The organism is Micromonospora craniellae, from assembly GCF_014764405.1.
In the GTDB taxonomy this organism is placed as follows: Bacteria; Actinomycetota; Actinomycetes; order Mycobacteriales; family Micromonosporaceae; genus Micromonospora; species Micromonospora craniellae.
The window spans coordinates 5,679,061-5,697,122 of sequence record NZ_CP061725.1; the positions used below are offsets into that span (position 1 = coordinate 5,679,061).

Genomic DNA, 18,062 nt, shown 5'->3' on the forward strand with positions numbered 1-18,062 from the left:
TGTCTAGGGAGAGCCCATGTCAGATCGCCCGGTAGGAGAAGTGTTGTGGCACGCGACCGTCTCGCTCGACGGCTACATCGCCGCCCCGGGTGACGACGTCGCCTGGGTCTTCGATCACTTCGACCCGGAGGAGCCGACAGCGGCCGCCGTGGTCGAGCGCACCGGAGCCGTGATCGCCGGACGACGCAGTTACGAGGCAGGAGAACGAGACGGCAGGGAAGTCTTCGACGGCGCCTGGTCCGGCCCGCAGTATCTGCTCACCCACCGTCCCACCGAGCAACCGCTCCAGGGCGTGGCAGTCCGCGCCGGCGACATCCGACCTGTCGTCGATGAAGCCCGGATCGCCGCAGCAGGACGGGATGTGCTCGTCATCGGCGCGGACGTCGCCCGCCAATGCCTGGCCGCCGGCTTGGTGGACGAGGTCATCGTGCACATCGCCCCGATCCTGCTCGGCGACGGCGTACGCTTCCGCGGCCCCGACAAGCACACCCATCTCACACTCGTCGACGCCAGCCGTCACAAAGAGATCGTCACTCTGCGCTACCGCCCCGGCGTGAACGGACCGTCCCGCGCGGCGAGAGCGGGCCTGGCCTGATCGGGCCTGGATCCGTGGCAGACGCGGGTCGCATGATGGTCGGCGAATACGACATCTGGCCCACGTCCACGGCTGTCCGTGAGTTGGCTGCCCTTCTCGACGACGCTGACCTTGCGGTGCTGCCGTCAGCATTGTGCTGCTGCGCGAGTGGCGGGACTGGGCCGCGTACCAGTTGGTTGTTCGGCAATCGGGGGCTCCAGCTCAGACGGCGGTACGCGACCACTGCTGGTTGGTGCCGGTGTGGCACGGATACTGCGTGAGGATCACACCGTTCGCGGTCGATGCGGACGGCACGTCGACGCACTTGTTGCTGTGCCGTGCGCGTAGCTGGAAGTAGCTGCCGTTGGCGACCATCTGGAACTGCTGGTTGGTGCCGGTGCCACAGGTGTACTGGACGAGTTCGGCACCGTCGGCGGTGGAAGCGCTCACCACGTCGAGGCATTTCCCGCTGTGCCGGCTGATGATGCGCCAGTAGCCGCTGCCGGCGTCCTGGAACTGCCACTGCTGCCAGGCATTGCCGCCGTAGGTGTACTGACCGACGCGCGCACCGTTGTCGGTGTTGGGGGACTGCACGTCCATGGTCTTGCCACTGTGGCGGACGTCGATCCGGTACGTCGCTGGCGGAGGTGTCGTGGGGCCGCCGCCGATGGTGTCGCCCCAGCCGTACCGGATCCGGTCTGCGCCGGAGGTGTTGCGGACGGCCAGGTTGAGGTTGGTGCCGCTGCCGCTGAGGGAGAACATCGAGTACCAGTCGTACCCGATGTTGCCGGGCTTGCCGCCGAGGGCGGGCCAGTAGGTGCCGCCCATCTGGTTGTCCCGCATGACCTGCGCCATCGCGCGGATGTGGCGCACGAAGTTGTCGGTGCTGTTCGCGTCGCCGTAGTTGAGGCCGTTGTCCATGGGGGCGCCGAACTCGGTGGCGACCGCGCGGGAGGCGCAGTTGCCCAGGCGGGTCTGGATGTGGCTCCGGAAGGCGTCGTAGGTCATCGCGTTGTAGAAGAAGGCGTAGTGGTGGAAGGAGAGCAGGGTGGCGTTGAAGCGACTGTCGCTGCAGACGTCCCGCAGGTCCTGGCTGTAGCCGGTGCCACCGATGAGAACCCGGCCGGGTACCGCCGAGTAGTGGTAGCTGAGCCAGTCGGCGGCGACGTTGCGCCACTCTGTCGAGCTGTACCCGTGCGGCTCGTTCATCGGCTCGAAGTACACGTTGGTGTTCGCGCCGTACGTGTTGGTCACCGTGGACCACATCGTGTTCCATGCGGCGAGGTTCGTGATCCGGCCGCCGGAGGCGGCGCCGTCCTCCCAGTAAGCGAGGATGACCTTGAATCCGCGTGCGGTGGCGGCGTCGATGGCGCCCCGGTAGGCGTTCCACCACGTCGTCCCCACGGTGTGGGTGTTGATCGGCAGTCGGATGGTGTTGACCCCCATGGTGGCGGCCATGTCGTCGTAGAGGGCGTTGGCCTTGGCGCGTACGGTCGCGTTGCTGTCGGACGAGCTCAGGCCGTGCAGGACGAGCGGGCCGGTGCTGAAGTTGTCTCCCAGCATCGCCCAGTTCATGCCTCGGAACTGGCGGGTCGCGGCAGTGGCCGACGACGAGGTGACGACGACGCTGCCCACCGCTGCCAGCGCGGTCACCAGGAGGATCAGCAGCCAGCGCGACGACCGGGCGCTCCAGGCTGGTCCTGGTGCGTAGCCACCGGACGACGTGATTCGTGTCATGACGTGTCCAATCACTGAACGTGGCGCCTCCGGTCGACATCGAGCTGATGTCGCCTCGGTTACATCGGTAACGGAAAGGCACACCGGGACGCCAGATTCCGAAGCGACACGTTCAGGAACGATCAGGCTCGAACACCCGCGACCGTCGACCGGGCACTGCCCTGCGGACTTGTCCGGCAGTAGGCCGGCTGGCCGGTCAGAGGGAGGGGATGACGGGCGCGATGGTGCCGTCGGCGTTGAACCGCAGTGGGTCGATGACGACCTCGCGGTTGGTCCCGTTGCCGGCCGGGATGGCGAAGCGGTGGTAGGCGATGTACCAGGTGTCGCTGCCCGGCGCCTGCACCACCGACTGGTGCCCGGGGCCTCTGATGCCGAGGGTGAGGTTCTTGGACAGGATGGTGCCTCGGTGGGTCCAGGGGCCGAACGGTGACGTGCCCGTGGCGTACTCGACGTGGTAGTTCTCGGAGCGGGTGTCGTCCACCGAGTACGTGAGGTAGTAGGTGTTGTCGCGCCTGAACACGAACGCGGCCTCGCGGTAGTTGGGCAGGCTGAAGGTGCGGACCTGTCCGGGGTCGAAGGAGACCATGTCGGCGTTGAGCCGGACGGCGTACGCCGCGCCGTTGCCCCAGTAGAGGTAGGACTGCCCGTCGGTGTCGGTGAAGACGTGCGGATCGATCATCTGGCCGCTGCGGAAGCCGGCGGGGACCAGGGGGCGGCCGAGCGGGTCGCTGAACGGACCGGTCGGGCTGCTGGAGGTCGCGACGCCGATGTTGGTCGCGGCGCTGAAATAGAAGTAGTAGCGGTTGTTGCGGTAGGCGATCGTCGGTGCCCAGGCCCGGTCGTCGGCCCAGCTGATCTGTGGGCCGAGGTCGAGGATGCTGCCGTGGTGGGTCCAGTTCACCAGGTCGGTGGAGGAGAACGCGTCGAACCGGCTGCCGCTCCAGCTGTTGTGGCCGTCGGTGGTGGGGTAGAGGTAGTAGCGACCGTTGAGGTGGGCGATGTTCGGGTCGGCGTACAGGCCCTTGATGGTCGGGGTGCGGCGGCCGGCGACCCATGGCGTGGTGACTCGGAAGGAACTGTCCGCGGCGAACGTGGTCGAGTTGGTGGTGGGCGGGTCGAGCCACAGCTCGTTGTCGCGGTGGCGGATGAACCGTCCGGGATAGTTGATCGACTCCAGACGTACCGATCCGCCGGCCGATCCGTCGCGGACGCAGAAGGTGGCGTCGGCGAGGAACGTGGTGGTGCCGGCGTTGGCCTCCAGCCGGATCCGGTAGTCGCGGTGCCGTAACCACATGCCGTTCGCCGCCTGGAACGACACGCAGCCCGCGCCACCGGCGAGCCCGGGCGCCACCGTGACGGTCGCGTCGCTCTTGAGCTGGGCGGAGCTGGTGGAGCTGACCGTGGTGACGGCACCGAGGTAGTCGACGTGCCGGAGATAGGAGCCGGCCAGGTTCACCGACTGCAGCGATCGGGCGCCGGTGGGGATCTCGGCCGCGTGGGCGGGCGGTGCCGCGACGACCGCCGCCACGCAGGCGCCGAGGACGACGGTCATCGCGCGGGCGACCGGCCTTCGGCCGGGACGGAGCATGGACATGATCACATCTCCTCGGAATAGCGCTGGTGGACACGGGGTGCGGAGGTCGACTCGCGGATTCGCAGCGAGGGACTGATGACGATCCGGTGGGTGGGACGGCCGGGATCGGCCAGTCGCTCGGCGACGAGGCGTACCGCGGCGCGACCGATGGACCGTCGCGGCGGGCGGACCGCCGTCAGCGGGGGGCTGAAGAGGCCGACGACCTCGTCGTCGTAGGCCACGATGGACAGGTCACCGGGTACGGCGATGTGCCGTTCCTCGCACCGCTGCACCAGCGCGATGGCCTCCGCGTCGGCGTGCACCAGGAGCGCGGTGGTCGCGGAGGCCCGGCAGCGGTCGAGGACCTGGTCGAGAAGGGCGTCGCGGTCGGGTGAGCGGATGCCGGGTAGCACGGCTTCCACGGTGTCGTCGGGCGCGATGTCGCATCCGGCTGCCGCGTCGAGCCAGCCGCGGCGGACGTGGGGTCGGGTGGGGCTGTTGGCGTCGACGACGAGGCCGACCCGGCGATGCCCGAGGGAGGTGAGGTGACGTACCGCCATGGCCGCGCCCAGTGCGTGGTCGGTCACCACCGACTCCATGACGGCGTGGTGCGCGCCGACGGTGGCGGTCCGCTCCAGCAGCACGACCGGGATGCCGAGGTGGGCGAGCCAGTCGACGGTGCGTCCGGCGGAGGGGGTGTCCATCCGGGGGACGACGATCAGTGCGTCGACGCCCATCCGATCGACGATCCGGGTCAACTGTGGTCTGTCGTCCTCGGTGTCGTAGGAGGACCCCCGCAGGATCACCCGCATGTCGAGTTCGCGGGCGGCCTCCTCGGCGCCGCGCGCGACGTCGGGCCAGTAGTAGTCGAGGGACGGCACGAGCATGCCGAGGGTCCGTCCGCTGAGGGGGGCAAGCCCGGCGGCCGGTTCCTCGTCGGGTGTCGGCGGATCGCCCGGCTCGATCAGTGCCACGCCGCCGTGGACCCGCTGCACCAGGCCCTCGGCGGCCAGTTGGGCGAGGTCCCGACGAATGGTGACCGGGGCGGCGCCCAGCCGCCGGGACAGGTCGGAGATGCGCATCCATCCGTCCCGTTCCAGGGCCTCCAGCAGGTGCTGGCGGCGGGCGGCCTGCAGCGGCCCCCGGCTGACGGCCTCACCTCTGCTGGGCATCGGGCACCTCCGGGCAGGACACGTCGCGGGTGGGGGACTCCTCGATGGTGAGGACGAACGTGCCGGTCTGCGTGGTCGCGCCGACGTCGATCTCCAGGCGGGTGAGGGCCGGTCCCCACACGCCGACGAGCAGGGGATCGTCGAGGGGGCGCACCGTCGCGGTGCCCGGGGCGGACGCAGGGTGCCAGGTCAGCGTGAGCAGGCCGGCACCCTGCCGTGCGGTGATCACCGCACGGCCCACATCGAGGCGTACGTCCCCGGAGACGAGCAGGTGGACGTGGGTTGGCGCGGAGTCGTCGGCCGGGGCGAGGTCCCAGGCGTCGGTGACCACGACCCGCCCGCTGTCGCGCTCCAGCCGTGCGCTGCGCCTCCAGCGACGTGCGTCCGCGCGGGGGTACGCGGCGGCGATGTCCAGGGACAGCTCGCTTCTGACCGGATCGGTGACGGCCGTGACGTCGCGGGCGCGGTAGGCGTGGCCGGCGGCCTGGGCGGTGCCCCGGATGTGCGGGACGTTGTGCCACGTGCTCTGCATCGTCCAGATGTCGTAGCGGTCAGGCCCGAAGGTCTGTGCGGTGTAGGTGGGGCGGCCGGCGTCGACGAGCACGGGTACGCCGTTGAGGGCGACCACGATGCCGCCGACGTCGTTGTGGTTGTGGTGTTCACCGTTGTGCCCGCCCTTGATCGCCAGCGTCAGACCGGCCGGGCTGCCCTGTGCGGTGCGTGCCAGCAGCACCTGGACGGAGGGGAGCCACACGTCGCGTGGCAGCGGCGGTGCGGCGGGGGCGACGTCGATCCACTCCTGGTGGCTCAACGCCCGTAGCAGCCGGCCGAGGCCCTGGCGCTCGTCGGCCACCGGCGCGGCGCGGTCGCGATGAGCGGCGGCGTGTGCCGACGCCTCGCGGTCGCCGACGCGCTGTGCGGCTCGGTACAGGGCGTGCCAGGGTGGGACGTCCGGCGGCCGGGCCATGCCGTCCGCGTGGTTGAGATACCAGCCGCCGCCGAGGTGCATACGGTGGGGAAAGGCGACGGTGTTCCGGAGGGCCTCGCCCGGTACGCCGTCGAGCTTTCCGCCGCTGGCGTGGGCGAGGACGTCGAGCGCCTCCAGCGCTCGGCACGCTCCCTGCCACCAGTACCCGTAGCCCTCGTCGACGGCACCGTCGACCGGCAGGGACGCCACGTACCGGTCGAGGCCGTCGATGACCAGGTCGACGATCGCGGCTCGACGCGGTGGATCGTCGAGCAGGCGCAGCGCGGCGACGAGCACGTTGGCGTGGATCCACGCGCTCCAGTTGTGCACGTCTCCGTCGAGGCCGAGCCAGTGCCAGTCGCGGCGCTCGGTGAACGGGGTCAGCACGCGCCGGTCGACCTCGTACCGGATGCGCGCGCGCAGGCCCGGTGCGTGCTGGTCGAGTGGCCCGCCGAGCAGATGGTCGATCCAGGCGAGCTGCGCGGCGACCTCGCCCGCGCCGAGATCGAGGACCGGGTCGGTGACGGTCGGCAGCACCGCGCCGTGGCGGGTGTGGGTGTCGTCGTGGGCCGGCCAGCACCAGGAACTCTGCTCGCACAGCGACACGACCCCGTCGACCACCTCGTCGAGCCAGTCCGGGGCCAGCGTCACGGCGGCCAGGACGCTGGCCCTGCTCAGCCGTTGCTGTCGGGCGAATACCAGCTGCTCGTAGGTGTCGCGGTCGCCGTCCCGAAAGTATCTGGCGTAGTGGCGAGCGGGCAGCGAGGGCCAGGGCCGGCCGAGATCTGCCGCGGCACGGGTGCGCAGATACCGCACCGTCGGCACGTCCAACCGCGACTCGGTCCAGACGGCTCGCTCCTGGGCCGGGGGCACGGGCAGCGATCTCTCGGGGGGTGCGAGCACCTGCTCGAGCAGCGCAGGCCCGATACCCGGCCAGGCTGCGGCGAGCGGACCGGTGAAGCGGTCGACGGCGGTCATGGCTCCTCGATGGACGCAGAGCGTGCATGAACGGTAGCGACCGTATCAGGCCCCAGTGAGATTGATCGAGAGCGATGGTGGGCTTTTCATCGGAAGCGGGATTCTCCGGCGCGCGTTCTTGATCGAACATGTTCGTCTGAGCGTGCAGATGGCATTGACATGTTCCTATGCGAGCGCTTTACTTCGGAAACCCGGCTGTTGCCTGTGCGACACACAGCCGGTCACGTCTTCCGTTGCCCGCCTCCCTGAGGCGGATCGATGCGACAGGACCGCCGATGATGTCCGGCACGCCGAGCGACCTGGGTTCCGCCACGACGGTCCCGCACGCCGCCGGGACATGGAACCGCAACGACTGGCTGGCCCTCGCCGATCGGCTGCTCACCGCCGCTGCGCCGTACGCCTCACCGGGGCACGCCCTCATCACCTTTCCCGGCCCGACCGGCGGGTACGGGCGGACCGTCGACGGGCTCGAAGGGTTCGCCCGAACCTTCCTGCTGGCCGGCTTCCGGATCGCCGGCGCGCGGGGACAGGGCGTCGACGAACTCGTCGACCGGTACGCGGCCGGCCTCGCCACCGGCACCGACCCGACCTCGCCCGAGCGGTGGATCCGGCTCGACGAGCACCCCCAGGCGAAAGTGGAGGCCGCCTCGCTGGCCCTGATCCTCGACCTGACCCGGCCGTGGCTCTGGGACCGGCTGCCCACCGCCGTGCAGGAACGCGTGGTGCAGTACCTCGCACCGGCGGTCGGCGACGACACGTATCCGAGGATCAACTGGGTCTGGTTCCGCCTCCTCGTCCAGACGTTCCTGCGTTCGGCGGGCGGCCCGCACTCGCTGGACGAGATGACCGAGGACCTCGCGACCCACGACAGCTTCGTGCGCCCCGACGGCTGGATGTCCGACGGCCCGGAGCGCGCCTACGACCACTACGTCGGGTGGGCGCTGCACCTCTATCCGACCCTGTGGGCGAGGATGGCCGGTGCCGGCGACCTCGCCGCGGACCGCCGGGACCGGGACCGGGCGAACCTCGACCGCTACCTGCGTGACGCGGTCGCCCTCGTGGGCGCCGACGGATCACCGCTCGTCCAGGGCCGGAGCCTGATCTACCGGTTCGCCGCCGCGGCGCCGTTCTGGATCGGCGCCGTCGCCGGCGTACCGTCGGTCAGCCTCGGGCAACTGCGCCGGGCCGCCACGCAGACCGTACGCCACTTCGTCACCCGCGGCGCGCCCGACGCGAACGACCTGCTCACCCTCGGCTGGCATCACCCGTGGCCGCGCCTCGCCCAGGACTACTCCGGGCCCGGATCCCCCTACTGGGCCGGCAAGGGACTGCTCGGCATCGCGCTGCCCGACGATCATCCGGTGTGGCGGGCCCCGGAGGAGCCGCTGCCGGTCGAGGAACGCGACACCGTGCGGGCCGTCCGCGCTCCGGGCTGGCTGATCTCGGCCACCCGCTCCGACGGCATCGTGCGGGTGGTCAACCACGGCACCGACCACGCGACCGAGGATGCCGTCGTCGGGGACTCACCCCTCTACACCCGCCTCGGCTACTCGACAGCGACTACCCCGGTGCTCGACGAGCAGGGCTGGCGGAATCCGCTCGACCAGTCCGTCACCCTGGTCGACGCTGCCGGTCGGGCCACCCACCGCGCCGGCATGCGCCTGCTGGCACTGCGGGTCGGCGACGACGGCATCGGTCTCGCGGCGTCGCGTACCCTCGCCCGTTGGCTCGACCCGGACCCCGACCAGCGCGACCACGGCAGCGGACGCGCCGGCCGTTCGTGGCCGGTCGGTCACCTCACCGTCCGTTCGCTGGTCCGTGGACCCTGGGAACTGCGCCTGGCCCAGATCGAGGAGATCGCCGAGGGGATCGACGCGGCCGGCCTGCACCTGGTCGTCGGCGGCTGGGCGGTGCCCGACGGCGTGGCCCGCACCGTCCGTGGCGGTGTGGTCGACGTGACCGCGGCCGGCCTGACCAGCCGTCTGGAGAGCGTCCTCGGCGCCGGTTCCCCCGGCACCACCTCGATCCCGGACGGCGGCCCGCTGGGCGGCTCGCTGACGGTGCCGTGGCTCGCGTACCCGGCCAGGCCCGGCACCTGGAACGCGTGCCTCGTCGAACTGACCGGCACGGACGGGCGCGCGGATCGGCAGGCATGCCGGGCCGTACTCGACGCCGACGGTGCGTCCGTGACGGTCGACTGGCCGGACGGACTCACCAGCACGATCCGCCTCGACACGGACCCGACCGGGCCGACCGGCCAGCCGGCCCGGCGTCAGCGTGGGCCCACTACCCGGGCCCCTGATCAGAAGGAGAAGGTATGACACGCGCGATACCAGGTGCCGTCTGCACCGCGATGGCGCTGACGCTCCTTCTCGCCGGTTGCGGCGGCGAGGACGAGCCGGTCGATCCGAACGCCCCGGTCACGATCACCCTCGCCGGCTGGAGCCTGTCCTCCACACCGGAGTTCAAGACACTCGCCGACGGGTTCAGGGCGACACACCCCAACGTGACGGTCGAACTCAAGGAGTACGACGCCGCGAACTACGACACCCAGATGATCGCCGACCTGGCCGCCGGAACGGCGCCGGACGTGTACGTGTTGAAGAACCTGAAGAACTTCTACACCTACCAGAGCGGCGGGCAGCTGCTTGACGTGTCCGACGCCGGGTCCGTTCTCGGCGCGCTTCCCGCACTGGCGCCCTACCAGGTCGACGGCAAGACCTACGCGGTGCCGTACCGGCAGGACTCGTGGGTGCTGTACTACAACAAGGACCTGTTCGACACGGCGAAGGTGCCCCACCCGACCGGAGACTGGACCTGGGACGACTACGCCGCCATGGCGAAGCGCCTCACCGCCGGGCTCAAGGCCGCCGGATCCACCGCGACCGGCGCGTACCAACACGTCTGGCAGTCGACCGCGCAGGGCTTCGCGCTCGCCCAGACGCCCGGCGCCGATCTGCTCTCCGGCGACTACGCCTATCTCAAGCCGTACTACCAACGGTCGCTCGACCTGCAGGCCGCCGGGGCGCAGCCGACGTTCGGCACCGCGAACACCAACAAGCTCACCTACCAGGCGCAGTTCGGCAAACAACAGTCGGCGATGCTGCTCATGGGCACCTGGTACGTGGCCACGTTGCTGAACCAGCGCACGAGCGGCGACGCCGACACGTTCGAGTGGGGCATCGCCCCGGCACCGCAGCACGACAGGTCCACCACCGGCACCTCCGCCACCCCGGTCACCTTCGGCGACCCGACCGGCATGGGAATCAACCCGAAGATCAGCAAATCGAAGGTCCCCGCAGCCCAGGCGTTCCTCGCATACGTCGCCGGTGAGGACGCCGGCAAGGCGCTCGCGGGCATCGGCATCACTCCCGCCCGGGCCACCGCCCCGATCACCGAGACGCTGTTCGCCCTCGACGGAGTGCCCGACGACGCCCTGTCGAAGTTCGCGTACGGCACCCACGAGATCCGCCCGGAGAACCCCGTCTCCAGGCACACGACCGGCATCCAGAACGTGCTCGCCGACCTGCACTCGGCGGTCATGTCCGACAGCAAGAGCCTCGACGAGGCCATCACCGAGGCGCAGGCCCGCGCCAGGAGCGAGGTCCTCACCCAGTGACCTCCTCCGCCCGCGGGTCCGGCGCACGAGGCGAGCCGGGCGCCGGACCCGCCACCTGACCCGACCAACGCCTCCGCCGGGAGAGTCCATGGCAGCAACGCTGACCCGGCCGCGTCCCGGACGCAGCCGGCTGGTCTGGCGCAACACCATCGCGGGGTGGTCGTTCATCCTGCCGAACTTCGTCGGCTTCGCCCTGCTCACCCTGGCGCCGGTGATGGCGCTGTTCTACCTGGCCTTCACCAACTGGAACGTGTTCGGCGTGGCCGAGTGGACCGGCCTGGCGAACTTCCGCCGGATGTGGGGGGACGCGAGCTTCTGGACCGCGCTGCGCAACACCCTCTACTACACGGTGCTGCACATCCCCCTGACCATGGCCGCGGCCCTCGGTCTGGCGCTGCTGCTCAACCGCCGGATACGCGGCGTGGGGTTCTTCCGGACCGCCGCGTTCTTCCCCTACATCACGTCCATCGTGGCGATCGCCGTGGTGTGGAACCAGCTGTTCAGCCCGGAGTACGGGCCGGTCAACGCGTTCCTGCGGGCCGTAGGAGTGCACAGTCCGCCCGGCTGGACCACGTCGGCGGACTGGTCGATGCCGGCGGTCGTCATCGTCGGGACCTGGCGGGAGATGGGCTACTACATGCTGTTGTTCCTGGCCGGCCTGCAGACCATCCCCACCCAGTTGTACGAGGCCGCCAAGATCGACGGCGCGACCGCATGGCAACGCTTCCGGCACGTCACGATCCCGGGACTCAGACCCACCACGTTCTTCGTCGTCGTGATGCTGACCATCGGCAGCTTCAAGGTCTTCGACCTCATCCTCGTGATGACCGAGGGTGGCCCGGGCCAGTCCACCCTCGTGCTGTCGCAGTACATCTACCAGAAGGGCTTCGTCGAGAACCAGTTCGGTTACGCCTCGGCGGTCTCCATCGTCCTGTTCGCGATCTGTTTCGGGGTCACGGCCGTGCAGTTCTGGATCAACAACCGCAGGGAGAACCGATGACCACGATCGGCCTCACCACCCCTGCCGCACCCGCCACTATGGACGGCCCGGCCACCCCGGCACCCGGTCGCCGGGTCGCCTCCCGAGGGTGGCGGGCGGCAGGATACGTGGCTCTCGTCCTCGCCGTGGTCGCGCTGCTGCTGCCGTTCTACTGGATGGTGATGTCGTCGCTGAAGACCAACAGCGACGTGTTCACGGTCCCGATCAAGTGGGTCCCGGACACGCTGGTCTGGCGCAACTACGTCGACATCTGGCAGCGGTCGGACATGACGACGTGGCTGAGGAACACCCTCCTGCTGTCGGTTCTCGTCACCCTGCTGCAGGTGCTGACCGGCAGCTTCGCCGCCTACGGCTTCGCCCGGATCCGCTTCCCCGGCCGCAACCTGCTGTTCCTGGCCTACATCGGGACCATCGCCGTGCCGTGGCAGTCGTACATGATCCCGCAGTTCATCCTCATGTCGAAGCTGCACCTGTCAAACACCCTGTGGGCGATCGTCGCACTCCAGGCGTTCGGCGCGTTCGGGGTGTTCCTGATGAAACAGTTCTACGAGACGATCCCCGAGGAACTCAGCGAGTCGGCACGCGTGGACGGCCTCTCCGAGTTCGGCATCTACCGGCGGATCATGCTGCCGCTGTCCCGGCCGGCGCTGGCGAGCCTCACGCTGCTCACGTTCGTCACCACCTGGAACGACTACCTCGGTCCCTTGATCTACCTCCGCAGCCCCGAGCTGCGCACCATCCAACTGGGGCTGCGCACGTTCATCTCGCAGTACAACGCCGAGTACGCGCTGATCATGACCGGCTCCGTGCTGTCCGTCCTGCCCGTGGCGGTCATCTTCCTGCTCGGGCAACGGCATTTCGTCGAAGGCATCGCCACCACCGGGCTGAAGGGCTGACCGATGCGGCACCACACCATCCAGGCCATCTTCGACGGGGTGTACACCGCACTGGTCACCAACATGCTGCTGGTCGCCGGCGGCCTGCCGCTGGTGCTGCTCGCCCTCACCACCGACAGCACCCGGGCCTGGCCGCTGTACGCGCTGACCGCGCCGCTGTGCGCCCCGGGACTCTGCGGGATCTTCGCGGTGATGTCCGCCTACACGGCCGGTCACACCGACGGCCCGCTGCGCACCTTCGGCCGTGCCTGGCGGAGCACCGCCCGACCGGCGATGCTCTGGGGCGCCGCGGCCACCGTCGTCCTGGTCGTCCTCGGCGTGGACGCGTACGCCCTCTGGGGACACCGGATCGGAGCGCTCACGCTGCCGATCCTGGCCATGCTGACCGTCCTCACCGTCGCCACCACACTGCTCGGTCTGGTGGTCATCGCGGAACAGCCCGCCGCGCGGCTGCACCGGGTGGCGCGGGCCTGCCTCTACCTCGCGGTGCGCCGCTGGTACCTCACTGTCGCGTCGCTGCTGGTCCTCGCCCTGCTGGCGCAGCTCGTCACGCTCCGTCCCGCGCTCGCCCTGGGCCTGGCCGCCGCGCCGCTGCTGTACGTGGTCTGGGCGAACAGCCGCCACTGCCTCCGCGCCGCACTCGACCCGCCGACGCGCACCACCTGACGTCGCCCGTCACCACCGCTCGACAACCAGGTCGGTCGCTGACGGTCCGCCCCCAGACACCAGGGAGGACAACCCACATGATGGCTATCGGTGCCCGTCCCAGTCCTGACGCCGCCACGATCTCCGCCGCCACGTCCGCCGCGCTGCGCACGCTGGACGCGAACCTCGACACCTTCGGCGACCGGTATCCGGCGGACACCACCACCGGCAACCGCTACCCGCTGCGCGCCCCGGCCGGCGGGCAACCGCAGGGCGGCAACGTGGGCTGGACCACGAGCTTCTGGCCCGGGATGTTGTGGCTGGCGTACGACCTGACCGGCGAGGAACGCTACCGGTGTGCCGGCCTGACGCACGTACGCAGCTTCGCCGCCAGGGTCGCGAACCGGATCGATCTGGACACCCATGACCTGGGTTTTCTCTACACTCTCGCCTGCGTCCTACCGGCGCGACGCGTCGGTGACGCGTCGGCCAGACAGGCCGCTCTCGCGGCCGCCGACCATCTGATGACACGCGTGCTGGAACCCGCCGGGATCATCCAGGCCTGGGGCGACCTGCGGGATCCCCGTCAGCGTGGCCGCACCATCATCGACAGCCTGATGAACACGCCGCTGCTGTACTGGGCCAGTCACACGACCGGCGACGGAAGGTACGCGGCCGCCGCCCACCGGCACAGCAGCCGACTACGCCGGCACCTCCTGCGTCCCGACGGCACGACCTTCCACACCTTCTACTGGGACCCGGACACCGGCGCGCCGCTGCGGGGCGAGACCGAACAGGGCCGGACCGACGACTCCTGCTGGGCACGCGGACAGGCCTGGGGCATCTACGGGTTCAGCCTCAACCACCGCCACACCGGGGACCCGACGCTGCTCGCGGCCGGGCAGACCTGCGCCGACCACTTCCTGACCCGGCTGCCCGACGACCAGGTGCCGTACTGGGACCTGGAGTTCACCACCGGCAACGGCCAGGAGCGCGACAGCTCCGCGGCGGCCATCGCCGTCTGCGGCCTGATCGAACTGGCGGACAACCTCACGGACACCATGCGCGCCGACCACTACCGCGCGGCCGCCGGCCGGATCCTCCGCTCACTCATCGACCACTACGCCGCCAGCCGGCATCCGGACTCGAACGCGTTGATCCTGCACGGCGTGTACGACAAGCCGAAAGGCATCGGCGTCGACGAGGGCAACCTGTGGGGTGACTACTTCTATCTCGAAGCTCTCGTCCGGGTGACCGACCCGGGCTGGACCAGCCCCTGGTAGCCGCCGCACACCCCACCTCGACAGAAGGGCACCCGATGGACTACCGCTACCACTGCAACCTCCCGGCCGGGACCGGCCTCAACACGTTGCCCGTCAACCCGTGCCGCCTGCTGGACTTCACGCTGCTCAGACTGGCGGCGGGCCAGACCTGGACCGGTACGTCCGGCGATCGGGAGATGCTCGCCGTCGTCCTCGGCGGCACGGCGAGCTTCACCGTCGCCGGACACCACTTCGCGCAGGTCGGCGGGCGTGCCGATGTGTTCTCCGGCAAGCCCCACTCCGTCTTCGTCCCCGCCGGCGCCGACATCGTCGTCGTGGCGGACAGCGCGGTGGAGATCGCCCTGCCGAGCGCGCCGAGTGACCTCGCCGTCGACCCGTACGTCATCGAACCCGCCCGGGTCGCGCGCGGCCGCTGGGGTGCGGCCAACTTCGGCCGGACCTATCACCAGATCCTCACCGAGATCGCCCAGCCGGACCTGCCGGCCGGCCGTCTCATCGTGGGCGAGACCTACACGCCCTCGGGTAACTGGAGCACCTATCCGCCGCACCGACACACGGTCGACGACCTGCCGTCGGAGGCCGCCCACGAGGAGATGTACTACTTCCGGGTGAACCCGTCCGACGGGTTCGGCATCTCCCGGGTGTACACCGACGACGGGTACGAGGAGAACTTCACCGTCCGCGAGCACGGGATGCAGATGATGCCGGAGGGCTACCACACCGTGGTCAGCGCACCCGGCTACACCACCTACTACCTGTGGTTCCTCGCCGGTACCCACCGCACCCAGGGTGCCCGGGAGGACACCGGTCTCGCCTGGGTCGGCGAGACCGTGCCCACCCTGCGCAGCGTGGGCCTGTAGCCCGACCGCTGCCGGCGACCGTCCGGCGGTGTCAGGAAGGCGGGCATGATGGCCGGGCGACTGTTCGGTACGCAGCGGCAGGAGCGACTGCTCGCCGCGCTTCGCGGCAACGGCGCCGTACGGGTGCGCGATCTCGCCCACGAGTTCGGCGTCAGCGAAGTGACGATCCGCCGCGACATCAGTGCCCTGGCCCAACGCGGTCTGCTGTCCAGGGTGCACGGCGGAGCGACCCTGCCGATGCGCGGTGGTGGCCCGGACCGGCAGCCGCGGCGCGCTCCCGTGCGGTTCACCGTCGGCATGGTCGTGCCGTCCCTGGACTTCTACTGGCCCTCGATCGTGGGCGGGGCCCGCGCCGCTGCCGCTGCCCTCGGCGTCACCATCCACCTGCGCGGCTCCAGCTACGACCCGGACGAGGACCGGCGCCAGATCAGCCTGCTGATCGCCGGTCAACAGGTCCAGGGCCTGCTCCTCGCCCCCAGCCTTGAGGACGACCGCGCGGAGGACATGCTCGACTGGATCGGACACCTGCAACTGCCCACCGTCCTCGTCGAGCGCCAGCCACGGCGGTGGACGCCCGCCACCCGGCAGATCGAATGGGTGCGCAGCGACCACGCGCTGGGTCTGGAGATCGCCCTCCACCACCTCCGGCAACAGGGCCACCGCCGGGTGGGCCTGGTCGTGGCCCACGGCAGTCCGACCTCGGCCCACCTGTCACGGGCCTGGCAGGCGGCGCCGGCCGATCCCACCGTGTCCGAACTCCTCGTGCTGCGGGAGTGGGTGACCCTCGGCACGGCCGGCGACCGGGACGTCATCGGGCGCCTCGTGCGGCGGTGCCGGCACGCCGGAATCACGGCCCTGATCATCCACAGTGACTCGCAGGCGATAGCGATCGCGCAGGTCTGCGCCGAACACGGCCTCGCGATCCCCGACGATCTGGCGATCGTCTCCTACGACGACGAGGTCGCCCACCTTGCCGACCCGGCACTCACGGCGATCCGGCCACCGAAGAGCCACGTCGGTCGGCTCGCGGTGGAGCTGATGGTCTCGCGCCTGCTCGACGGCGAACGCCGTCCGGCGTACCGGGTGCTTCTCACCCCCGAACTCGTCGTACGCGATTCGTCGCGGCCGTGGACGCCCATCCGGTAGGACCGGTCCGACCGACGTTCGTTTATGCGCGTTCGTGAATGAGTCGGTGCGAACTGTGGCATGCGCGGTCCGCGTCGATTACCAAGAGGTTGCCCACGTGTTAACCGTCGCTGGACCGGGCGCCGTCACGCCGGCCCTTGCAGAAGGGGGTATACGTAATGAGATCGAGCAGACGACTCCTGTCGCTCGCGACGGCGCTCGCCGTGGCAGCCGGAACGATCGTGGGCCCACCCGCCCACGCGGCAGCGGTCACCATCACCAACGGCACCCAGTTCACCGACACCAGCGGCAACGCCGTGCACGCCCACGGCGGCGGCGTCCTCAAGGTCGGTGCCTACTACTACTGGTTCGGCGAGAACCGCCACCCGAACAACACGTTCCGCGCCGTGTCGGTCTACCGCTCGACCGATCTGCGGAACTGGGAGTTCCGCAACGACGTCCTGACCCAGTCCTCGGCCGCCGAGTTGCAGTCCGCCAACATCGAACGGCCGAAGGTCATCTACAACGCCGGCACCGGGCGCTACGTCATGTGGATGCACAAGGAGAACGGGACCAACTACAGCGAGGCGCGCGCCGCCGTGGCCTCGTCGGCCACCGTCGACGGCACCTACACCTACCACGGCAGCTTCCGCCCGCTCGGACACATGTCGCGGGACATCACGCTCTACAACGACGGCGGCACCGCCTACATGATCTCGGCCGCCGACGAGAACTACGACCTGCACATCTACCGGCTCAGCTCGGACTACCTCACCGTGGCCGGCCTCGTCGGCAACTTCTGGAACGACGCCCACCGCGAGGCGCCCGCCCTGTTCAAGCGGGGGAGCACCTACTTCATGCTGACCTCGGGCGCGACCGGCTGGAGCCCGAACCAGGCCAGGTACGCGACCGCGTCGAGCATTTCCGGCCCGTGGACCGGCTGGACGAACGTGGGCGACTCCACCACGTTCCGCTCCCAACCGGCGTTCGTGCTGCCGATCCAGGGCACCACCACGACCAGCTACCTCTACATGGGCGACCGGTGGGCCGGCGCCTCGGGCGGCCCGGTCAACGACTCGCAGTACGTCTGGCTGCCGATCACCTTCCCGTCCAGCACCAGCATGAGTCTGAGCTGGGCGCCGTCGATCACCGTCGACACGGCCACCGGCACGGTCACCGCGAACTCCCCGACGTACCACCGGGTGACGAACCGGAACAGCGGCCGGGTGATGGACGTGGTGAGCAACTCGACGGCCGACAACGCCGAGGTCAAGCAGTACGGCTGGAACGGTGGTGGGAACCAGCGCTGGGAGTTCCAGGACGCCGGTGGTGGCTACTTCCGCCTGGTCAACCAGAACAGCGGCAAATGCCTCGACGTCGCCTCCGGCTCCACCGCCGACGGCGCCAACATCATCCAGTACACCTGTGGCACGGGCACCAACCAGCAGTGGCAGTGGGCCGCGATCGGCGGCTACCACCAGCTCCGCGCCCGTCACAGTGGCAAGTGCCTCGACGTCGTCAACGCCGGCACCGGCGACGGCGCCGACATCCAGCAGTACACCTGCGGCAGTGGCGCCAACCAGCAATGGTCCCGTACGGCGGTGTGACCGCGGCGGTCAGCGCCCGGCTGAGC

14 protein-coding genes are annotated in these 18,062 nt (G+C 69.9%); 10 read left to right on the forward strand and 4 right to left on the reverse strand.

The window, feature by feature from the left end; genetic code table 11:
• The first annotated feature begins 16 nt into the window (after positions 1-16).
• Positions 17-595 carry a dihydrofolate reductase family protein gene (locus ID554_RS25830; RefSeq protein WP_117228189.1) on the forward strand — a complete coding sequence of 193 codons (579 nt, stop codon included), beginning with the start codon at positions 17-19 and terminating at the stop codon, positions 593-595.
• Positions 596-796: 201 nt separating this feature from the next.
• On the opposite strand, the gene ID554_RS25835 is transcribed toward ID554_RS25830, so the two are convergent.
• From ID554_RS25835 to ID554_RS25850, 4 genes are all read right to left on the reverse strand, one after another.
• The gene (locus ID554_RS25835; protein ID WP_117228188.1) at positions 797-2,311 is read right to left on the reverse strand and encodes an RICIN domain-containing protein; all 1,515 of its coding nucleotides are present in this window, start codon (positions 2,309-2,311) and stop codon (positions 797-799) included.
• Between the two features lie 196 nt (positions 2,312-2,507).
• Complete coding sequence (locus ID554_RS25840) at positions 2,508-3,905, reverse strand: family 43 glycosylhydrolase (RefSeq protein WP_117228187.1); 1,398 nt, start codon at positions 3,903-3,905, stop codon at positions 2,508-2,510.
• A gap of 2 nt (positions 3,906-3,907) precedes the next feature.
• Positions 3,908-5,056 (reverse strand): substrate-binding domain-containing protein, encoded by a 1,149-nt coding sequence (locus ID554_RS25845; protein ID WP_117228186.1) that lies wholly within the window; start codon positions 5,054-5,056, stop codon positions 3,908-3,910.
• Positions 5,040-7,001 carry a heparinase II/III domain-containing protein gene (locus ID554_RS25850; protein ID WP_117228185.1) on the reverse strand — a complete coding sequence of 654 codons (1,962 nt, stop codon included), beginning with the start codon at positions 6,999-7,001 and terminating at the stop codon, positions 5,040-5,042. Before ID554_RS25850 ends, ID554_RS25845 begins: the two co-directional genes overlap by 17 nt.
• Positions 7,002-7,276: 275 nt before the next feature.
• Here ID554_RS25850 and ID554_RS25855 point away from each other — a divergent pair, with 275 nt between their 5' ends.
• From ID554_RS25855 to ID554_RS25895, 9 genes are all read left to right on the forward strand, one after another.
• Complete coding sequence (locus ID554_RS25855; RefSeq protein ID WP_199489186.1) at positions 7,277-9,322, forward strand: DUF2264 domain-containing protein; 2,046 nt, start codon at positions 7,277-7,279, stop codon at positions 9,320-9,322.
• Positions 9,319-10,620 carry an ABC transporter substrate-binding protein gene (locus ID554_RS25860; RefSeq protein ID WP_117228184.1) on the forward strand — a complete coding sequence of 434 codons (1,302 nt, stop codon included), beginning with the start codon at positions 9,319-9,321 and terminating at the stop codon, positions 10,618-10,620. The genes ID554_RS25855 and ID554_RS25860 overlap by 4 nt, the downstream gene beginning before the upstream one ends.
• A gap of 88 nt (positions 10,621-10,708) precedes the next feature.
• Entirely contained in the window at positions 10,709-11,620 is a 912-nt protein-coding gene (locus ID554_RS25865; protein WP_117228183.1) for a carbohydrate ABC transporter permease, read from the forward strand.
• Entirely contained in the window at positions 11,617-12,516 is a 900-nt protein-coding gene (locus tag ID554_RS25870) for a carbohydrate ABC transporter permease (RefSeq protein WP_158573728.1), read from the forward strand. The genes ID554_RS25865 and ID554_RS25870 overlap by 4 nt, the downstream gene beginning before the upstream one ends.
• Before the next feature lie 3 nt (positions 12,517-12,519).
• Positions 12,520-13,182 carry a ferredoxin-NADPH reductase gene (locus tag ID554_RS25875; RefSeq protein ID WP_117228181.1) on the forward strand — a complete coding sequence of 221 codons (663 nt, stop codon included), beginning with the start codon at positions 12,520-12,522 and terminating at the stop codon, positions 13,180-13,182.
• 77 nt (positions 13,183-13,259) lie between these two features.
• Complete coding sequence (locus ID554_RS25880; RefSeq protein ID WP_117228180.1) at positions 13,260-14,444, forward strand: glycoside hydrolase family 88 protein; 1,185 nt, start codon at positions 13,260-13,262, stop codon at positions 14,442-14,444.
• Between the two features lie 35 nt (positions 14,445-14,479).
• The gene (gene iolB / locus ID554_RS25885; protein ID WP_117228179.1) at positions 14,480-15,304 is read left to right on the forward strand and encodes a 5-deoxy-glucuronate isomerase; all 825 of its coding nucleotides are present in this window, start codon (positions 14,480-14,482) and stop codon (positions 15,302-15,304) included.
• A 45-nt stretch (positions 15,305-15,349) separates the two neighbouring features.
• The gene (locus ID554_RS25890; RefSeq protein WP_117228178.1) at positions 15,350-16,450 is read left to right on the forward strand and encodes a substrate-binding domain-containing protein; all 1,101 of its coding nucleotides are present in this window, start codon (positions 15,350-15,352) and stop codon (positions 16,448-16,450) included.
• A 158-nt stretch (positions 16,451-16,608) separates the two neighbouring features.
• A complete protein-coding gene (locus ID554_RS25895; protein ID WP_117228177.1) occupies positions 16,609-18,036 on the forward strand; it encodes an RICIN domain-containing protein in 1,428 nt (475 codons plus the stop codon).
• The last annotated feature ends 26 nt before the right edge of the window (positions 18,037-18,062 follow it).

Excerpts from the sequence above, each read along its gene's own strand:
- ID554_RS25865 (WP_117228183.1), top strand. The coding sequence starts at position 10,709 with ATGGCAGCAACGCTGACCCGGCCGCGTCCCGGACGCAGCCGGCTGGTC.
- ID554_RS25830 (WP_117228189.1), top strand. The coding sequence starts at position 17 with ATGTCAGATCGCCCGGTAGGAGAAGTGTTGTGGCACGCGACCGTCTCG.
- iolB (WP_117228179.1), top strand. The coding sequence starts at position 14,480 with ATGGACTACCGCTACCACTGCAACCTCCCGGCCGGGACCGGCCTCAAC.
- ID554_RS25860 (WP_117228184.1), top strand. The coding sequence starts at position 9,319 with ATGACACGCGCGATACCAGGTGCCGTCTGCACCGCGATGGCGCTGACG.
- ID554_RS25880 (WP_117228180.1), top strand. The coding sequence starts at position 13,260 with ATGATGGCTATCGGTGCCCGTCCCAGTCCTGACGCCGCCACGATCTCC.
- ID554_RS25835 (WP_117228188.1), bottom strand. The coding sequence starts at position 2,311 with ATGACACGAATCACGTCGTCCGGTGGCTACGCACCAGGACCAGCCTGG.
- ID554_RS25870 (WP_158573728.1), top strand. The coding sequence starts at position 11,617 with ATGACCACGATCGGCCTCACCACCCCTGCCGCACCCGCCACTATGGAC.
- ID554_RS25855 (WP_199489186.1), top strand. The coding sequence starts at position 7,277 with ATGATGTCCGGCACGCCGAGCGACCTGGGTTCCGCCACGACGGTCCCG.
- ID554_RS25850 (WP_117228185.1), bottom strand. The coding sequence starts at position 7,001 with ATGACCGCCGTCGACCGCTTCACCGGTCCGCTCGCCGCAGCCTGGCCG.
- ID554_RS25845 (WP_117228186.1), bottom strand. The coding sequence starts at position 5,056 with ATGCCCAGCAGAGGTGAGGCCGTCAGCCGGGGGCCGCTGCAGGCCGCC.
- ID554_RS25895 (WP_117228177.1), top strand. The coding sequence starts at position 16,609 with ATGAGATCGAGCAGACGACTCCTGTCGCTCGCGACGGCGCTCGCCGTG.
- ID554_RS25890 (WP_117228178.1), top strand. The coding sequence starts at position 15,350 with ATGATGGCCGGGCGACTGTTCGGTACGCAGCGGCAGGAGCGACTGCTC.
- ID554_RS25875 (WP_117228181.1), top strand. The coding sequence starts at position 12,520 with ATGCGGCACCACACCATCCAGGCCATCTTCGACGGGGTGTACACCGCA.
- ID554_RS25840 (WP_117228187.1), bottom strand. The coding sequence starts at position 3,905 with ATGTCCATGCTCCGTCCCGGCCGAAGGCCGGTCGCCCGCGCGATGACC.